The 15,756-nt window shown below is 63.7% G+C and carries 16 protein-coding genes and 1 tRNA gene; 15 read left to right on the top strand and 2 right to left on the bottom strand.

Annotated features, from left to right (window positions below):
• The first annotated feature begins 7 nt into the window (after positions 1 to 7).
• From CMI59_RS12845 to CMI59_RS12855, 3 genes are all read left to right on the top strand, one after another.
• The gene (locus CMI59_RS12845; RefSeq protein ID WP_293328642.1) at positions 8 to 325 is read left to right on the top strand and encodes a rhodanese-like domain-containing protein; all 318 of its coding nucleotides are present in this window, start codon (positions 8 to 10) and stop codon (positions 323 to 325) included.
• Between the two features lie 167 nt (positions 326 to 492).
• A complete protein-coding gene (locus tag CMI59_RS12850; protein ID WP_293328643.1) occupies positions 493 to 747 on the top strand; it encodes a DUF5132 domain-containing protein in 255 nt (84 codons plus the stop codon).
• Between the two features lies 1 nt (position 748).
• On the top strand, positions 749 to 1,357 hold the full coding sequence (locus tag CMI59_RS12855; protein WP_293328644.1) for an HMA2 domain-containing protein: 609 nt from the start codon (positions 749 to 751) through the stop codon (positions 1,355 to 1,357).
• 20 nt (positions 1,358 to 1,377) lie between these two features.
• On the opposite strand, the gene CMI59_RS12860 is transcribed toward CMI59_RS12855, so the two are convergent.
• The gene (locus tag CMI59_RS12860; protein ID WP_293328645.1) at positions 1,378 to 4,455 is read right to left on the bottom strand and encodes a cation-transporting P-type ATPase; all 3,078 of its coding nucleotides are present in this window, start codon (positions 4,453 to 4,455) and stop codon (positions 1,378 to 1,380) included.
• A 259-nt stretch (positions 4,456 to 4,714) separates the two neighbouring features.
• Here CMI59_RS12860 and CMI59_RS12865 point away from each other — a divergent pair, with 259 nt between their 5' ends.
• The 4 genes from CMI59_RS12865 (at position 4,715) to CMI59_RS12880 (ending at position 8,760) form a co-directional block, all read left to right on the top strand.
• Positions 4,715 to 6,112 (top strand): nodulation protein NfeD, encoded by a 1,398-nt coding sequence (locus CMI59_RS12865; RefSeq protein ID WP_293328646.1) that lies wholly within the window; start codon positions 4,715 to 4,717, stop codon positions 6,110 to 6,112.
• 9 nt (positions 6,113 to 6,121) lie between these two features.
• Complete coding sequence (locus CMI59_RS12870; RefSeq protein ID WP_293328647.1) at positions 6,122 to 6,874, top strand: slipin family protein; 753 nt, start codon at positions 6,122 to 6,124, stop codon at positions 6,872 to 6,874.
• Positions 6,875 to 6,985: 111 nt separating this feature from the next.
• Positions 6,986 to 7,819: an FkbM family methyltransferase gene (locus tag CMI59_RS12875; RefSeq protein ID WP_293328648.1), complete on the top strand. Its 834-nt coding sequence runs from the start codon at positions 6,986 to 6,988 to the stop codon at positions 7,817 to 7,819.
• Between the two features lie 275 nt (positions 7,820 to 8,094).
• On the top strand, positions 8,095 to 8,760 hold the full coding sequence (locus CMI59_RS12880) for a hypothetical protein (protein WP_293328649.1): 666 nt from the start codon (positions 8,095 to 8,097) through the stop codon (positions 8,758 to 8,760).
• Between the two features lie 173 nt (positions 8,761 to 8,933).
• Here CMI59_RS12880 and CMI59_RS12885 read toward each other — a convergent pair.
• Positions 8,934 to 9,023, bottom strand: a tRNA-Ser gene (locus tag CMI59_RS12885).
• A gap of 171 nt (positions 9,024 to 9,194) precedes the next feature.
• On the opposite strand from CMI59_RS12885, the gene CMI59_RS12890 reads away from it, so the two are divergent.
• The 8 genes from CMI59_RS12890 to CMI59_RS12925 all read left to right on the top strand — a co-directional run bounded on the left by CMI59_RS12890 (position 9,195) and on the right by CMI59_RS12925 (position 15,744).
• The gene (locus CMI59_RS12890; protein WP_293328650.1) at positions 9,195 to 9,962 is read left to right on the top strand and encodes a CDP-alcohol phosphatidyltransferase family protein; all 768 of its coding nucleotides are present in this window, start codon (positions 9,195 to 9,197) and stop codon (positions 9,960 to 9,962) included.
• A 154-nt stretch (positions 9,963 to 10,116) separates the two neighbouring features.
• A complete protein-coding gene (rplU, locus tag CMI59_RS12895; RefSeq protein ID WP_167093012.1) occupies positions 10,117 to 10,428 on the top strand; it encodes a 50S ribosomal protein L21 in 312 nt (103 codons plus the stop codon).
• A 22-nt stretch (positions 10,429 to 10,450) separates the two neighbouring features.
• Positions 10,451 to 10,726, top strand: a complete 276-nt coding sequence (gene rpmA, locus CMI59_RS12900; protein WP_167093010.1) for a 50S ribosomal protein L27 — start codon at positions 10,451 to 10,453, stop codon at positions 10,724 to 10,726.
• Between the two features lie 120 nt (positions 10,727 to 10,846).
• Positions 10,847 to 11,389 (top strand): GNAT family N-acetyltransferase, encoded by a 543-nt coding sequence (locus tag CMI59_RS12905; protein WP_293328651.1) that lies wholly within the window; start codon positions 10,847 to 10,849, stop codon positions 11,387 to 11,389.
• Between the two features lie 111 nt (positions 11,390 to 11,500).
• Positions 11,501 to 12,556: a GTPase ObgE gene (gene obgE / locus CMI59_RS12910; RefSeq protein ID WP_293328652.1), complete on the top strand. Its 1,056-nt coding sequence runs from the start codon at positions 11,501 to 11,503 to the stop codon at positions 12,554 to 12,556.
• Positions 12,553 to 13,689 (top strand): glutamate 5-kinase, encoded by a 1,137-nt coding sequence (gene proB / locus CMI59_RS12915; RefSeq protein ID WP_293328654.1) that lies wholly within the window; start codon positions 12,553 to 12,555, stop codon positions 13,687 to 13,689. The genes obgE and proB overlap by 4 nt, the downstream gene beginning before the upstream one ends.
• A 96-nt stretch (positions 13,690 to 13,785) precedes the next feature.
• Positions 13,786 to 15,060: a glutamate-5-semialdehyde dehydrogenase gene (locus CMI59_RS12920; protein WP_293328655.1), complete on the top strand. Its 1,275-nt coding sequence runs from the start codon at positions 13,786 to 13,788 to the stop codon at positions 15,058 to 15,060.
• 6 nt (positions 15,061 to 15,066) lie between these two features.
• Entirely contained in the window at positions 15,067 to 15,744 is a 678-nt protein-coding gene (locus tag CMI59_RS12925; protein WP_293328653.1) for a nicotinate-nucleotide adenylyltransferase, read from the top strand.
• Positions 15,745 to 15,756 lie beyond the last annotated feature (12 nt).

Consider the following 15,756-nt stretch of genomic DNA (forward strand, 5'->3'; position numbering starts at 1 on the left):
ACGAACAATGTCTTTGAAGCCCGTTGACGTGAAGACCGTGGAGAAATGGCTCGCCGATGGCGATTGCGTGCTGGTGGATATTCGCGAACCGAACGAGACCGCCGCGGAACGCATTCCCGGCGCCAAACTCGTCCCGCTGTCCGGCATCGGTAACGACCCGATCGCCGATCTCGGCGACAAGCCGGTCGTGTTCCACTGCAAGGGCGGCATGCGGACCCAGAAATTCGAAAACCAGCTTTCGGGCTGCGCCGGCGGCTGCGAAGGCTTCTATCTGGAAGGCGGCATCGAAGCCTGGAAGAAAGCCGGTCACAAGGTCGAAAGTTGATCGAAGCGCCGACATTGCGGCAAAGGATCCGGGGAGCGCTCTTTTCAAGAGCGCTCCCTTTTTCGCATCGACCGCCATGGCACGTTTGCGGTTGTGCCCGTCACAATGTCAAAGCACACTTGCCTTTCGGACTTTGACTGAACGCAGCGCAACCGCGGGAGAATAGCTTGTCTGTACGCCTCACATTCGGTCTGGCCGCCCTTGGCGCAACAGCCGCCGGCGCCCTCGTCTTCGGCCCCGTCATCGCCCCCGCCCTGCTGCGCGCCGCCAAACCGGCGGCCAAGACCGCAACCAAGACGGCGGTCATTCTCGCCGAACGCGCGGGCGAGAGCTTCGCCGAATTCATGGAAATCGTCGAAGACGCCTATGCCGAGGCGGAAGCCGAACTCGCCGAAAGCCGCAACCCGTCCGGCGAGGGCTGATATGCCCGCGAAGAAAGAGGACGGCCCGGAAAAGAAGACTGGCAAGAAGACAGCCGCCAAAAGCGCGACGACGCGCAAACCCGCCACGAAGCGCCGTGCGACGAAACGCACCGCCCCGCCGCCGCCATCCGCAAATCTCGAACATCTGACGCAAGAGCGTGCCCGCATCCGCGTGCCCGCCTTACGGCGCCAACGCGAGGCCCTTGAGAAGCTCGCCCATGCGATGATCGATCTGCCGGGCGTCTATTCGGTCGAGGCCAATCCGCTGACGGCGGGCCTTCTCATCCGGTATCAGGGCGATTTCGGCGAGATCGGCAAGGGCGCCATCGAGGCGGGGCTATTCGTTCTGGAAGAGCCTGGACCGGCCCCCGACGCCATGACGGGTTTGCGCGAACGGATGCGTGATGTCGAGACGATGCTCCGTCGCAATTCGTCGGGCTCGTTCGATGTGAACACCGCCATGTTTCTCTTTTTCTCTCTGGTCGCGGTGGTGCAGCTCGCGCGCGGGCGCATCGCCATGCCTGCCTTCTCCGCCCTCTGGTACGCACTGAACTCTCTTCGCTCGGCATCCTTCGAAGGCGAGACCGACAAGGGCGCGCCGGGGGAATAGCTTCCGGCGTCATTGCGGGGTCAGGAGACGGGGTGCGACGCGGCATCCTTCATCGTGCGCCGCGCCAGCAGATATTCATTGCCCGCGAACGAGGCGAGCATGCCGCCGCCAATGACGAGCCCGTCGGAAATCCCGATCGGCGCGAGACCCAGCAGGCGGCGGAGCGGCGGCCAGGCCAGCGGCAGCACCTGAAGCGCGCCCGCAGCCGCGAGCGTGCCGTTCAGATATTTGTTGCCGAACAGCTCGCCGCCGGTGAGCCCGTGGAAACGGTCGTGCCGGCAGGAAAGCGCATGAAGAAGCTGAGCGCCGACCAGTGTGGAAAAGGTCAGGCTGCGCGTGCGCGGCCCTGGCCCGTAACGCAGCAATCCATATCCATGCGCGGCAAGCGCGGAGGCGGAAATAATCCCCGCCTCGCTTGCCAGCATCTTGTAATAGTCCGGCGTGAACATCGGCGCGTCGGGATCGCGCGGCGGCACGGACATGATGCCCTGTTCCGGCTCTTCCAGCGCAAGACCCAGCGCGGGCAGCACATCCGTCACCAGATTGATCCAGAACATCTCCATGGGCGATTCGAGCTGGTCGCCCGGTGACATCGTTTCCGCCGCGATCACCGCGATCTCCGAAAGGTTCGTCGCCAGCAGGAAATGGATTGCCTTGCGGATATTCGCATAGGTCGCACGCCCCTGCGCGATGCCCGCGCCGAGCGTGGTGAGATCGTCATCGCGAATGACGACATCGGCGACATCCTGCGCCGACTGCGCGCCGCCCTGCCCCATGGCGATCCCGACATCGGCGGCCCGAAGCGCCGGGCCGTCATTGATGCCGTCGCCCGTCATGCCGACACGCATGCCCGTTTCCTGAAGCGCCCGGATGATTTCCAGCTTTCGGGCCGGGCTTACCCGCGCAAACACATTGCCGCTCGCGATCGTCCTTCGGAACTCTTCCGGCGAAAGGCTGTCGAGCTTCGCCGCATCGACGACCACCGGCGCCGCGTCGCCCGCCAGGCCGACTTCGCGCGCAATGGCATGGGCTGTCGCCGGCTGGTCGCCCGTAATCATCACGGTACGGATACCCGCCTTGTGGAACTCGGCCATCAGATCGGCCATGCCGCCCCGCAACGGATCCTTCATTGCCACAAGACCGAGCCAAATGAGGTCTTTCGGATCGTCCGGATCGTTCCCCGGGTCATGACTATAGGCAAGCCCGAGCACGCGCAGGCCTTCGCCGCCGAGCCTTTCATTCTCCGCAACGATCCGCGCCCGCGCCGCGTCGTCGATCACGCCGAGAACGCCATCCACTTCCATGACACGGCAGTGCTGCAACACCTGATCGGGACTGCCCTTCACCGCCAGAGAGATCTTTTCTTCCGAAATGCGATGATGGCGCGAGACCATGAATTTGCGCCGCTCGGTGCGATAGACGATACGATCCGCGGGATTGTCGTCGCGAACCGCGGCGACATCGACACCGCCGCGCGCGGCAAGGTCGACAAGCGCCACTTCCGTGGGCGATCCGTGAAACAGGGGACCGTTCCCGTTCTGCTCGATCCTGACCTCCGAACAGAGCGCCGCGACTTCCAGAAACTTCTTCATTTCATGGCGTGTGAGATCGGCATGACCGTCTTCCGTGCCGAACCCGTCCACTCCCAGATGAACCGTCTCCGCTCCCACAAGCAGGCTTTCCACCGTCATCTTGTTCTGGGTGAGCGTGCCCGTCTTGTCGAAACAGAGCACGTTGAGGGAACCGAGCCCTTCGACCGCTTCCAGACGGCGCACCAGCACATTCTTCTTTTTCAGTTCCCCGAGGCCGAGCGCCAGCGTGCTGGTGGCGATGGCAGGCAGGCCCTCGGGCACCGCGGCGACCGCCAGCGCGACCGCGCTTTTGAGCATCGGCATGGTGCCGAGACCGCGCGCCACGCCCAGCGCGAAGACGCCGCCGCACACGCCGAGCGAGAGATAGACGAGATGCCGCCCCATCCGCTCCAGCTCGCGCTCGATGGGGGTCTGGGGCGGGCGCGCCTCACCGGTCAGCGCCTGGATACGTCCGATTTCCGTTTCGACGCCTGTCGCCATGACGACGGCAAGCCCGCTGCCGCCATCGACGATGGTGCCGCGAAAAATACAATTGGCGCGCTCGCCGAGCGGCGCGTCGCGGTCGTCCAGCGTCCCCGCATGTTTGGGCACGGGCACGCTTTCGCCCGTCAGCGAGGATTCGTCCACCGTCAACCCGATCGCCTCGATGATGCGCGCATCGGCCTCGATAAAGGCGCCAGGTGTGAGCACCACAATATCGCCGGGCACGACCTCGCGAGAGGCGATGTCGCGCACCGCGCCTTCGCGCCGGACAAGCACGCGATGTTCGCCATGGCCGGTAATGTCGCGGATCGTCTTTTCCGCGCCCGACTCCATCGCATAACCGACGCCGCCATTGGCCCCGACGACGCCCAGCGTCACCAGCGCATCGAGCGGACTGCCGGTTGCAAACGACATGATCGCGGAACCGCCCAGCATGGCGACGGGCAGGCTCTTGAACTGATCGAGGAAGAGCGCGAGATCCGAGCGCGGCTCGCCGACAGGCAATTCATTGGGGCCTTGCTCGCGCAGGCGCGACGCGGCCTCTTCCACGCCCAGCCCTTCGCGGCGGGCGGCGACGGCGGCAAGCGCTTCTTCCAGAGGAACGGCATGCCAGCCTTCCGCGACACGGGGCGCGGAGGCCGGTGACGGCTCATGCGTGCCCGGCACCGGCTTTTTCCGGCCCGGCTTGTTCTGTCGGGGAGATACCGGATCTTTCGCGACGCCCGGCGCCATGGCTTTGCCGTCGAGCAGCCCGTCGATACGCCAGGCCATCTCCTCATGGCTCAGCGCCCGGTCGAACTCCACCAGCAGATTGCCCGTCCTCAGGTCGATACGGGCGCGCGTCACCTGCGGATCGCCCGCCAGCCCGTGTTCCAGCTTTGCCCGCGTGACGGCGGAGCGGTAAAGGCCGTCCACAGAGTACCGCGCGCGCCCCGGCACCGCGCCATGGCGCAGGCCCACACGCGCAGGAAAGAGCGGGATATCGGACGGCGGCACCCCACCGGACTTTTTACGAACACTCATAGGCAGCAGTATCGACAGAGGGATGACGGTTTTATGTTCGCCGCCTCCCCTGGCAGGAAACCGGCGTCCGGCCCCGAGCATATCCCTAGCCGGGGCTTCCACCCACATCGATCAGCGCAAAAGGCATCGTCGCCTCGGCCGAAACTGCCGGAAAGCCTCCCTGAGAGAGGGCAGCCCCCGTCGCCTTGCCGGAAAGCCTTGGTGTTGCCGGGCCCCTCTGGCAGACTTGGGGCCCGGAGGAATACAGGGAAACAAAAAGGTGAAAACCGTTCCCGCAAAGATGCGCCACCTCGCTGCCGCCGCTCTGGCGCTGGCAGGGCTCGTTCTGTGGGCGGCAGCCCCCGGCGCGGCCGAGCGGCAGGAGCAGCGAAGCGGCATCGCCGCCCTTTCCGACATTACCGGCGCCATCGGCCCCGCCACGGTGAAGCAGATTGGCGAGGCCATCGAAACCGCGGAAGCGGAGCGCGCGGACATCCTCATCCTGCGCATCAACACGCCGGGCGGTCTGGTCGATTCCACGCGGGACATCATCTCGCTCATCACCACCGCCGACATCCCCGTCATCGGTTATGTTGCGCCCGCAGGCGCCCATGCGGCCAGCGCCGGCACCTACATCATGTATGCGACCAGCCTCGCCGCCATGGCGCCGGGCAGCAATCTCGGCGCCGCAACGCCCGTTCAGATGGGCGGCGGCGGCCTGCCGGGGCTGGGAGAAGATGACAAGACGCCCGAGACGAAAGATGCCGATGGCGGCAAGGCACCGTCCGGCGGCACGGCGATGGAACACAAGATCGTCAATGATGCCGTCGCGCTCATTCGCGGCCTCGCCGAACTGCACGGCCGTAACGCCGAGTGGGCGGAAGAAGCCGTGCGCGACGGCGCGAGCCTGACGGCCAGCGACGCCGTGAAACAGAATGTCGTCGAGCTACTCGCGGGCAATATCGGCGAGTTGCTGGAAAAGGCCGACGGGCGCGAAGTGGTGACGGGCGCGGGCAAGGTGACGCTTGAAACCAAAGGGCTCATCGTGCGGACCATCGAGCCGAGTTTCCTGACGAAGCTGCTCTCCCTCATCAGCCACCCCAATGTTGCCTTCGTGCTGATGATGATCGGTATTTACGGCCTGATCTTCGAGTTTTCCAATCCGGGCAGCTTCGGCCCCGGCATCATCGGCTCGATCTGCCTCGTGCTGGGCTTTTATGCGCTGAACCAGCTGCCGCTCGACTATGCGGGGCTTGCGCTCATCGCGCTCGGCATCGGGCTGATGGTGGCCGAAGCCGTAACGCCCACATTCGGCGCGCTGGGACTTGGCGGGCTTGTCGCCTTCGTCATCGGCGCCACCATGCTGGTGGACAGCGACGCACCGGAGTTCCAGCTTTCATGGTCGGTCATCGCCATCACCACCATCGTGACCGGCCTCCTGCTCATCCTGCTGCTCGGCTATGTCTGGCGCGAACAGCGCCGCCGCGTCACCACGGGCCGCGAGGGCATGACGGGCGTCAAGGCGCGCATCGTCGAATGGCGCGAGGGCGAGGGATATGTTCTCGCCCAGAGCGAACGCTGGCACGCGCGCGGCCCGCGCGACCTCAAGCCCGGCGACGAAGTCGCCGTGACCGGCCTCGACGGCCTCACCCTCATTCTCGGCGACCCGCAAGGTTAGGAGCCCCCCATGAACTTCGCATTCATCGCCTTCATCCTTTTTGCCTTGGTGATCTTCCTCGCCTCGGCGATCCGCATCCTGCGCGAATATGAGCGCGGCGTCGTCTTCACGCTCGGACGCTATACGCGCGTCGCCGGCCCCGGCTTCATGATCCTGATCCCCGTCATCCAGCAAATGGTGCGGACCGACCTGCGCACCTTCGTGGTGGACGTACCGAGCCAGGATGTGATCTCGCGCGACAACGTGTCGGTGAAGGTGAACGCGGTCCTCTATTACCGCATCCTGGAGCCGAACAAGGCGATCCTGAATGTCGAGGATTACATGGCGGCGGTCAGCCAGCTTGCCCAGACCACGCTGCGCTCCGTGCTCGGCAAACACGAGCTCGACGAAATGCTCGCCGAACGCGACAAGCTCAATGCCGATGTGCAGGCGATCCTCGACGAACAGACCGACGCCTGGGGCATCAAGGTCGCCAATGTCGAGATCAAGCATGTCGATATCGACGAGAGCATGATCCGCGCCATCGCCCGCCAGGCCGAAGCCGAACGCTATCGCCGCGCCAAGATCATCAATGCGGAAGGCGAACAGCAAGCCGCCGAGAAGCTCGTCGAGGCAGGCCGCCAGCTCGCAACCGAGCCCGCCGCAATGCAGCTTCGCTATTTCGCCGCGCTGCACGACATCGCAGGCGACAAGACCAACACCATCATGTTCCCGCTGCCGATGGACCTTCTGTCGTCACTGAAACCGGCGGACAAGGCCTGATGCAAAGCTGACGCTGCGTTGACCGATAGCCGGGCGCTCATGTACACAGAGTCACATATGAGCGCATAGCCGGCCCGCGCCGCCTGCACGCTCCAGCCGGGAAATATCGACTTGTCACGCTGGCCGGAGAAAGGCCCGCAAGTCGACCGTCATAGTCTTTTTGAATGTCATGGTGTGGAAATGATCACGGCAAAACTTCCCGGCATTTTCCGGCATGACGAAGTCGGCGACTTGATTCGTCTCGGACGGGATTATGATGGCGGCTATGTCATATGCGGAAAGGATGTTCAGGAAGCGGATTTTCTGATCGGTCTGGGCATCAATGACGACTGGTCCTTTGAAACCGACTTTACACAGAAGAATGATGTTCCCGTTCTCGCATATGACGGATCAATCAACGGTCGCCAGTTTCTGTGGCGAGCGATCAAGGAACTTCGCCGGGTCGTCGACAAACCGTCACTGACAAAAAGAGCGTGGAAGACATACTTCTCTTACACGAACTTCTTTAAAGGGCACCGTCGGCATATCGAGAAATTCGTTGGCCGGGAGAAGGGCGAGCATCAGGTTTCCATCAAGGAAATTTTCGACAGCACCGCCTCGCAGAAAATATTTCTCAAAATAGATATTGAAGGAAGCGAGTACGAGATACTCGACGAGATACTGGACGTTCAAAACAGAATAACGGGAATGGCCATCGAGTTTCACGATTGCGGTCAGCATCTGGAGGAAATCGGCTCGTTCCTGGAAAGGCTGAACCTCCAGATCGTACATATCCACGCGAACAATTATTCTCCGCTGGATGCATCGCTTTTGCCCGCCGCGCTCGAAATCAGTTTCAGTGCCGATCCCGGTCCGTCAAAGGGGGCCTGCCGCTATCCACGTGCGCTGGATAGGCCGAACAAGGCTTCCGGCGACGAGATTTGCTTGTCCTTCGAAGGGGGATAAGGTTTCAACCTCAAGGCTGATAACAGGCGCCAAGAGTGCAGAAAATGAATCAGGCTAGCGGCTTTCCCGGGCACAAGACGATGGCCGAGAGCGTTTTTCTCTGCGTTGGGCTGGTAAGGAATGGCGCCAAAAGCATAAGGCGCGAAGTCGAGAGGCTCAGCGACGCGCTTGGGGGCAGCAAGGCGCTGCATTTTCTGTTCATCGAATCCGACAGCGATGACGACACGGTCGTTGAACTCGAAAAGATCTCCGGGACGTTCGAAAATCTCAGATATGTGAGCCTGGGCAGGTTGAGAGACGAACAGCCCAAGCGAACGGCGCGGCTGGCCCATTGCCGAAATGTCTATGTAAAGGAAATCCGCGAAAACTCGATCTATCTGGATGTCGATTATGTCGTCGTCGCGGACATGGATGGGCTGAACACGAAAATTTCCGCGGAGGGAGTTGAGAGCTGCTGGACGCATGACGAATGGGATGCGTGTTTTGCGAACCCGGACGGACCCTATTACGACATATGGGCCTTACGGCACCCCGACTGGTCGCCAAACGATTGTTGGGCGCAGTATGATTTTCTGAACAAATATTCAAAGCGCAGGGAGAGAAATCTTTTTGCCAGCGTACATGCCCGAATGATCACCATTCCGAAGAATGCCGACTGGATTGAAGTCGATTCGGCCTTTGGCGGGCTGGCTATCTACAAAAGGGCCCTTTTCGAAGACGCAGAATATATCGGCCTGGACGCTGCCGGAGACGAAATCTGCGAACATGTCACTCTCCACAACCAGGTCGTAGGGAGGGGCGCCCGTCTGTTCATCAATCCGGCCTTCATAAACGCCGGTCGCAACGGTCACACACGGGAATTATTCTTTATCCGGAAGATAAGACGAAAAATAAAACATGCGAAGAAACGCATGAGAGAGCGCGCCTCACGCAACCGATGAAGCGCTGGAACGACTTGCGTATTTCCGATGCCGCCGGGTGAGGTCGAGGAATTGCGCCCCGCGGTCGCCCGCCGCCTATGGCGCGCTTGCCATGCGCGTGGCCGAACTGGAGCGGAAATTCGAAACGGACGGGAGCAAGGAGCAGGCGCCCTGAAGAGCGGTCCTCGAAAGTCTGGCGGAGAGGGAGGGATTCGAACCCCCGATAGAGTTACCCCTATACCGCATTTCGAGTGCGGCGCTTTCAACCACTCAGCCACCTCTCCAGACGCAGCTGCGGATGTGACGAAACCGCCACGATCCGGGAAACGGCGCGGAATGTAGACCGGGGATGCCCTGCCGCACAACCCCGCATTGCACTATCGTTACATGCCTGCGGACATGCCTGTGGAGATGGCGTCCGGCCTGCTACACTGGCGCCCATGGCGGAGGGGCGGATGGACAGGAACGACAACGCAGCTGAAAACCCGAAAGGGACGAACAAGGCCCGTGTGGCCGCGGCCTGGGCCGTCCACGCCTTTACCGCGTCGGGCGTCATCGCCGCGCTGCTGGCCATTGCCGCCCTCATCGCGGGCGATCCGCGTATGACGCTGATCTGGCTCGGCGTCTCCCTCCTCATCGACGGCTTCGACGGCCCGATGGCGCGCAAGCTGCGCGTCACCGAGTTCGCGCCGCGCTTCGACGGGGCGATTCTCGACCATGTGATCGATTACCTGACCTATGCGGTGATCCCCGCCCTCATGATCTATCGCTTCGGCCTGGTGCCGCCGGGCTGGGAGATCCCCGCCGCCGGCTGGATCATGACGAGTGCGCTCTATTGCTTCGGCAACCGCGAAATGAAGACCTGGGACAATTATTTCTCCGGCTTCCCCGCGACCTGGAACCTCGTCGTGCTCTGTTTCTGGCTGGCCGCGACGGGCCCCTGGACCAATCTCGTCATCATCGCCCTTCTGGGGCTCCTCACCTTCATCCCGGCGAAGTTCGTCCATCCCTTCCGGGTGGCGATGTTGAGGCCCCTGACGCTGGCCGTGACGGCGCTCTGGGCCGCGCTCACCCTATGGCTGGTGGCCGCGACCCCCGCCGCCACGGCGCCGGCCAACGCGTTTCCCGGGGTTTTCGGCCTCTGGACGGCGGCCTCCCTCTATTTTCTGGGGCTCTGCGCCTGGCGGACGGCAAGCCCGCTCTGGGGTCGACGGGACCGGTAACCCGCTCCGGGCGGGATTTCCCGGCCAACCGGGCCGGATTCAGCCCGTCTTCGGGTTGACACATAAGGGCCGGCCTGTATATTCCCCGCCAATTCGGCCCGGGACGCTCCTTGAGCGCCTGCCCGGCCTTTTTCGTTTACATGGTGGTATTCCGATGTTCGCAGTCATCCGGACCGGCGGCAAACAGTATAAAGTCGCAAAAGACGACGTCCTGCAGGTCGAAAAGCTCGATGCCGAGCCCGGCGCCACGGTCGAACTGGCCGAGGTCCTGATGGTTGGCGGCGAAGGCGAGACCAAGCTGGGCTCCCCGCTTGTGGACGGTGCCAAGGTCACCGCCGAGGTGGTCGAGCAGGCCCGCGGTCCCAAGATCACGATTTTCAAGAAGCGCCGCCGTCAGAACTCGCGCCGCAAGAACGGCCATCGTCAGGACCTCACCGTCCTGAAGATCACCGGCATCGCCGGCTGAACGGCAGCAAGGAGCAGACACAATGGCTCATAAAAAGGCAGGCGGTTCATCCCGCAACGGTCGCGACAGTGCCGGCCGTCGTCTCGGCGTCAAGAAGTTCGGCGGCGAGCAGGTCATTCCCGGCAACATCATCATCCGCCAGCGTGGCACGCAGTGGCACCCGGGTGAGAATGTCGGCATGGGCAAGGACCACACGATTTTCGCGAAGTCCGAAGGCGTCGTCGCCTTCCGCACCCGCAAGGGTGGCCGCGCCTATGTGTCCGTCGTACCGGCGGACATGCCGAAAGCGGCTGACTGACAAGGGCGAGGATGCCACCTCGCCGGTGGCGTCCATCCAGGGTTTCAAAGAGGGAGATGGGTCGCCATCTCCCTTTTTCTATGCGCTCTCCCCGGCGGGGAGCGGAGGAGGAGAAACCCGATGCTGGAACAGTTGAAGACGGAACGGCTCATCTTGCGGCCCATGGGCGAGAGCGACGTGGAAAGACTCGCGGAACTCGCCAACAATTGGGACGTGGCCCGGATGCTCACGCGCATGCCCTTCCCCTATACACGGGCAATGGCTCGGGACTGGATCGCCAGACAGGCGACGGATCGCGCCGAGGGCGCCGAATTCGTCTATGCGATCACGCATGAGGACGGCTTCATCGGCACCTGCGGCGTTCAGGCCCATGCCGACGGCACGAACGAGATCGGCTACTGGGTCGGCGAACCGTTCTGGAATAAGGGGTACGCGACAGAAGCGACGCACGCCGTGCTGAACGAAGCCGCCGCCCGTTTCGGCGCCGGGACGCTGATTTCCGGCCATTTCGCCGACAATCACGCCTCGGGCCGTGTACTGACCAAGCTGGGCTTCCGCTATACTGGCGAAGAAAAACGCTGGTCGCTGGCCCGCAACGAGCATGTCCATGCGCTGCGCATGGTCCTCAAGCAAGAGGCAAAGGTCGGCCGGAACGCCGCCTAGAGCGGTTCAGCGCCTCCCGGGAGGCGCTGCCCGCCCCGGATTTTTATTTTTCGCAATTCCAGGCGGAAAACCGGTATCCACTTTTCCTGGAATTGCTCCGAAGGCACAAAGATGAAGTTTCTCGATCAAGCCCGTGTCTTTATCCGCTCCGGCGACGGCGGGGCGGGCTCCGTCAGCTTCCGGCGCGAGAAGTTCATCGAATATGGCGGCCCGGACGGCGGCGACGGCGGCAAGGGCGGCGATGTGGTGGTCGAATGCGTCGACGGCCTCAACACGCTAATCGATTACCGCTACCGCCAGCACTTCAAGGGCAAGACCGGCATGCACGGCATGGGGCGCAACCGCACCGGCCATCGCGGCGCCGATGTGGTGCTGAAAGTGCCCGTCGGCACGCAGGTCTTCGAGGAAGACGGCGAAACGCTGATCGCCGACCTGACGAAAGTCGGCCAGCGCATCGTCATCGCGCGCGGCGGCAATGGCGGCTTCGGCAATGCCTATTTCAAAAGCTCGGTGAACCAGGCCCCCCGCCGCGCCAATCCCGGCCAGGAAGGCATCGAAAAGACGATTATCCTGCGGCTGAAGCTCATCGCCGATGCCGGGCTCGTCGGCCTGCCCAATGCGGGCAAATCGACCTTCCTTGCCGCGGTAAGCGCGGCCAAGCCGAAGATCGCCGATTATCCCTTCACCACCATCCACCCCAATCTCGGTGTGGTGAGGGTGGAGGCGCGCAGCTTCGTGCTGGCCGACATTCCCGGCCTCATCGAGGGTGCGCATGAAGGCGTGGGGCTCGGCGACCGGTTTCTGGGCCATGTGGAGCGCTGCGGCGCGCTGATCCACCTCGTGGACGGGACCAGCGACGACGTGGCGGAGGCCTATCGCGTCATCCGCGAGGAACTCGACGCCTATGGCGCAGGCCTGACGGAGAAACCCGAAATCCTCTGCCTCAACAAGGCCGACGCCCTGCTGCCCGAAGACCGCGAGGAAAAGCGCAAAGCTCTTGAAGAGGCAAGCGGCAGCAAGGTCCAGATCATTTCCGGCGTGTCCGGCGAGGGCGTCGACAAGATCCTGCACATGGTCGCCGACCTGGTGGACGCGGCCCGCGCGGCGGAAAAGGCCGAACGGGAAGCCGCAAATGCCAGCGGCGAAGACGAGGGGTGGCATCCTTGATCGCACGACGCCTCGAAACCGCCCAGCGCGTCGTGGTGAAGATCGGCTCCTCGCTCCTCACCGAAAGCACGACCGGCAAGCTGAACCGGAAATGGCTGGCAGCGCTGATCGACGATCTCGCCGCCATGCGCCATGCGGGACAGGAAGTGCTGATCGTCTCGTCGGGCTCCATCGCACTCGGCCGCCACGCACTGAAACTGCCCTCCGGCAAGCTTAAACTGGAGGAAAGCCAGGCCGCCGCCGCGGTCGGGCAGATCTCGCTCGCCCATGCCTATCAGGAAATTCTCTCCGGTCACGGATTGTCCTGCGCCCAGATCCTGCTCACGCTGAGCGAGACGGAAGAACGCCGCCGCTATCTGAATGCGCGCTCCACCATGAACACGCTTCTGCGCATGGGCGCGGTGCCCGTCGTCAATGAAAACGACACAGTGGCGACCACCGAAATCCGCTATGGCGACAATGACCGCCTCGCCGCCCGCGTCGCCGCCATGATCTCCGCCGACCTGCTCATCCTGCTGTCGGATGTGGACGGGCTTTACACCGCGCAGCCCGGCACACCGGGCGCGGACCATATCGCCGAAGTGCCCGCCATCACGCCCGACATCGAAGCCATGGCCGGCGACGCGGCAAGCGAGTTTTCCCGCGGCGGCATGAAAACGAAAGTCGCCGCCGCCCGCATCGCCACCGAGGGCGGCAGCCATATGCTGATCGCCAATGGCCGCATGGACCATCCCTTGCGCACCCTGCGTGAAGGAAAAGCGCGCTGCACCTGGTTTGCCGCCCATGCCAGCCCCCGCGCCGCCCGCAAACGCTGGATCTCCGGCACGCTGAAGGCGCTTGGCAGCCTCGTCATCGACGACGGCGCCGTGGCCGCGCTGGAACGCGGGCGCAGCCTTCTCCCGGCGGGCATTACCCGCATCGAAGGCGAGTTCGACCGGGGCGACGCCGTGAGCGTTTGCGACAACGCCGGTCATGAAATCGCCGTCGGCCTCAGCGCCTATTCCAGCCGCGATGCGCGCGAAATCATCGGCCATTCGAGCCATGAGATCGAAGAGTTGCTGGGCTATTCGGGCCGCGCGGAAATGATCCATCGCGACGATCTGGTGCTGAAACGTCCGGGAAGCACGGATTAGCCGATTTGGCCACCCGCCCGCTCTGCGTTAGTTTGACGGGCCGATTGAGATGAAAACCAACGGGTTCAAAGGTTTAGAGCCGTGACGATCGTGAAGATGAAAGGCGACCACGCCGACATTCCCGCCCTGATGACCGGTATCGGCGAGCGCGCGCGCGAAGCCGCCCGCACCCTTGCCCGTGCAACGACCAAGCAGAAGGATGCCGCGCTTCTTTCCGCCGCCATGTGCATTCGCGCCAATGCGGGCGACATTCTGGAAGCCAACGCCGCCGACCTGAAGGCCGCCGAGGATCGTGGCCTCTCCGGCGCGCTGGTGGACCGGCTAACCCTGACCGACGAGCGCGTGGAAGCCATCGCCAAGGCGCTGGAAGACATCGCCGCCCTGCACGACCCGGTTGGCACGACGATTGCCGAATGGGACCGGCCCAACGGGCTTCACATCCAGCGCATCCGCACCCCGCTCGGCGTTATCGGCATCATCTATGAAAGCCGCCCCAATGTGACGGCGGATGCCGGCGCGCTCGCCATGAAGGCGGGCAATGCCGCCATCCTGCGCGGCGGCTCCGAAGCGGTGCGCTCTAACCACGCCATCCACGCCTCGCTTGTCGAAGGCTTGCAGGCCGCCGGCCTGCCCGAAGACGCCATCCAGCTCGTCCCCGTGCAGGATCGCGACTGCGTGGGCGAAATGCTGCGCGGCCTCAACGGTAATATCGACGTCATCGTGCCGCGCGGCGGCAAGAGCCTCGTCGCCCGCGTGCAGGAAGAGGCGCGCGTGCCCGTCTTCGCGCATCTGGAAGGCATCTGCCATGTCTATGTCGACCGCGACGCGGAGCTCGACATGGCAATCAACATCGTGCTGAACGCCAAGCTGCGCCGTACCGGCATTTGCGGCGCGGCGGAAACGCTGCTGGTGGACCGCGCCTGCGCGGACACCCATCTGGCGCCCATCGTGGAGGCACTGATCGCGGAAGGCTGCGAAGTGCGCGTCGACGGCGAAATCCACCTCGCCGCCAAACAGCTGAAGCCCGCCACGGAAGCGGACTGGTCCACCGAATATCTCGACAACATCATTTCGGTGAAGCTGGTGGACGGCGTCAAAGGCGCCATCGACCATATCGAGCGCTATGGCTCGCATCACACCGAATGCATCGTGACGAACAATGCCGAGACGGCAGGGCGTTTCTTCCACGATATCGACAGCGCCATCCTGCTGCACAACGCCTCGACGCAATTCGCCGATGGCGGCGAGTTCGGCATGGGCGCGGAAATCGGCATCGCGACGGGCCGCTTCCATGCGCGCGGCCCCGTGGGGCTCGAACAGCTCACCAGCTTCAAATATCTGGTGCGCGGCGACGGCCAGACCCGGCCCTGATCGCAGATGACAAGCGAGATCACCCCGCCCGGCGCAGGCGACGACAGGCGAAACGAAATGCTGACGCCGGGCCTGCGCGTCGGGCTGCTGGGCGGCTCCTTCAACCCCGCCCATGAGGCGCATCTGCTGGTCTCGCGCATGGCGATGCGCGCCCTCGGCCTCGACCGCATCTGGTGGCTGGTCTCGCCCGGCAACCCGCTGAAACCCGAAATGGGCATGGCGCCGCTCGCCGAGCGCCTGGCCTCCGCGCGCGCCATGGCGCACGATCCGCGCATCTGCGTCACCGATATCGAACGCCGCCTGGAAACCCGCTACACGGTCGATACCATCGCCTCGCTCGTCACCCTCCACCCGGATGTGCATTTCGTCTGGCTGATGGGCGCCGACAACATGATCCAGCTGCCGCGCTGGTACCGCTGGAAAGAGCTGACGCGCATGATCCCTATCGCGATCTATCCGCGACCCGGCTATACGCTGAAGGCCCGCCTCTCGCCCGCGGCGCAGGCGCTGCGGCAGGCGACCCTCGATACCGGCGATGCCCGCCGCCTCGCCACGGCGCAGCCCCCCGCGCTCTGCTTTCTGGAGGGGCCGGTCAGCTCGCTGTCGGCCACGCAAATTCGCGAAAGCGAAGGCTGGCCCATCACCGCCCGAAAAAGGGACGTTTCGCGGGAAACGGCTGAATGACCGGGCCGAACA

This window comes from Parvibaculum sp., from assembly GCF_002684405.1.
Taxonomy (GTDB): Bacteria; Pseudomonadota; Alphaproteobacteria; order Parvibaculales; family Parvibaculaceae; genus Parvibaculum.

Coding starts and splice junctions, on each gene's coding strand:
- CMI59_RS12845 (WP_293328642.1), top strand. CDS start 8: ATGTCTTTGAAGCCCGTTGACGTGAAGACCGTGGAGAAATGGCTCGCC.
- CMI59_RS12855 (WP_293328644.1), top strand. CDS start 749: ATGCCCGCGAAGAAAGAGGACGGCCCGGAAAAGAAGACTGGCAAGAAG.
- CMI59_RS12860 (WP_293328645.1), bottom strand. CDS start 4,455: ATGAGTGTTCGTAAAAAGTCCGGTGGGGTGCCGCCGTCCGATATCCCG.
- CMI59_RS12870 (WP_293328647.1), top strand. CDS start 6,122: ATGAACTTCGCATTCATCGCCTTCATCCTTTTTGCCTTGGTGATCTTC.
- CMI59_RS12890 (WP_293328650.1), top strand. CDS start 9,195: ATGGACAGGAACGACAACGCAGCTGAAAACCCGAAAGGGACGAACAAG.
- rplU (WP_167093012.1), top strand. CDS start 10,117: ATGTTCGCAGTCATCCGGACCGGCGGCAAACAGTATAAAGTCGCAAAA.
- rpmA (WP_167093010.1), top strand. CDS start 10,451: ATGGCTCATAAAAAGGCAGGCGGTTCATCCCGCAACGGTCGCGACAGT.
- CMI59_RS12905 (WP_293328651.1), top strand. CDS start 10,847: ATGCTGGAACAGTTGAAGACGGAACGGCTCATCTTGCGGCCCATGGGC.
- obgE (WP_293328652.1), top strand. CDS start 11,501: ATGAAGTTTCTCGATCAAGCCCGTGTCTTTATCCGCTCCGGCGACGGC.
- CMI59_RS12920 (WP_293328655.1), top strand. CDS start 13,786: ATGAAAGGCGACCACGCCGACATTCCCGCCCTGATGACCGGTATCGGC.
- CMI59_RS12925 (WP_293328653.1), top strand. CDS start 15,067: ATGACAAGCGAGATCACCCCGCCCGGCGCAGGCGACGACAGGCGAAAC.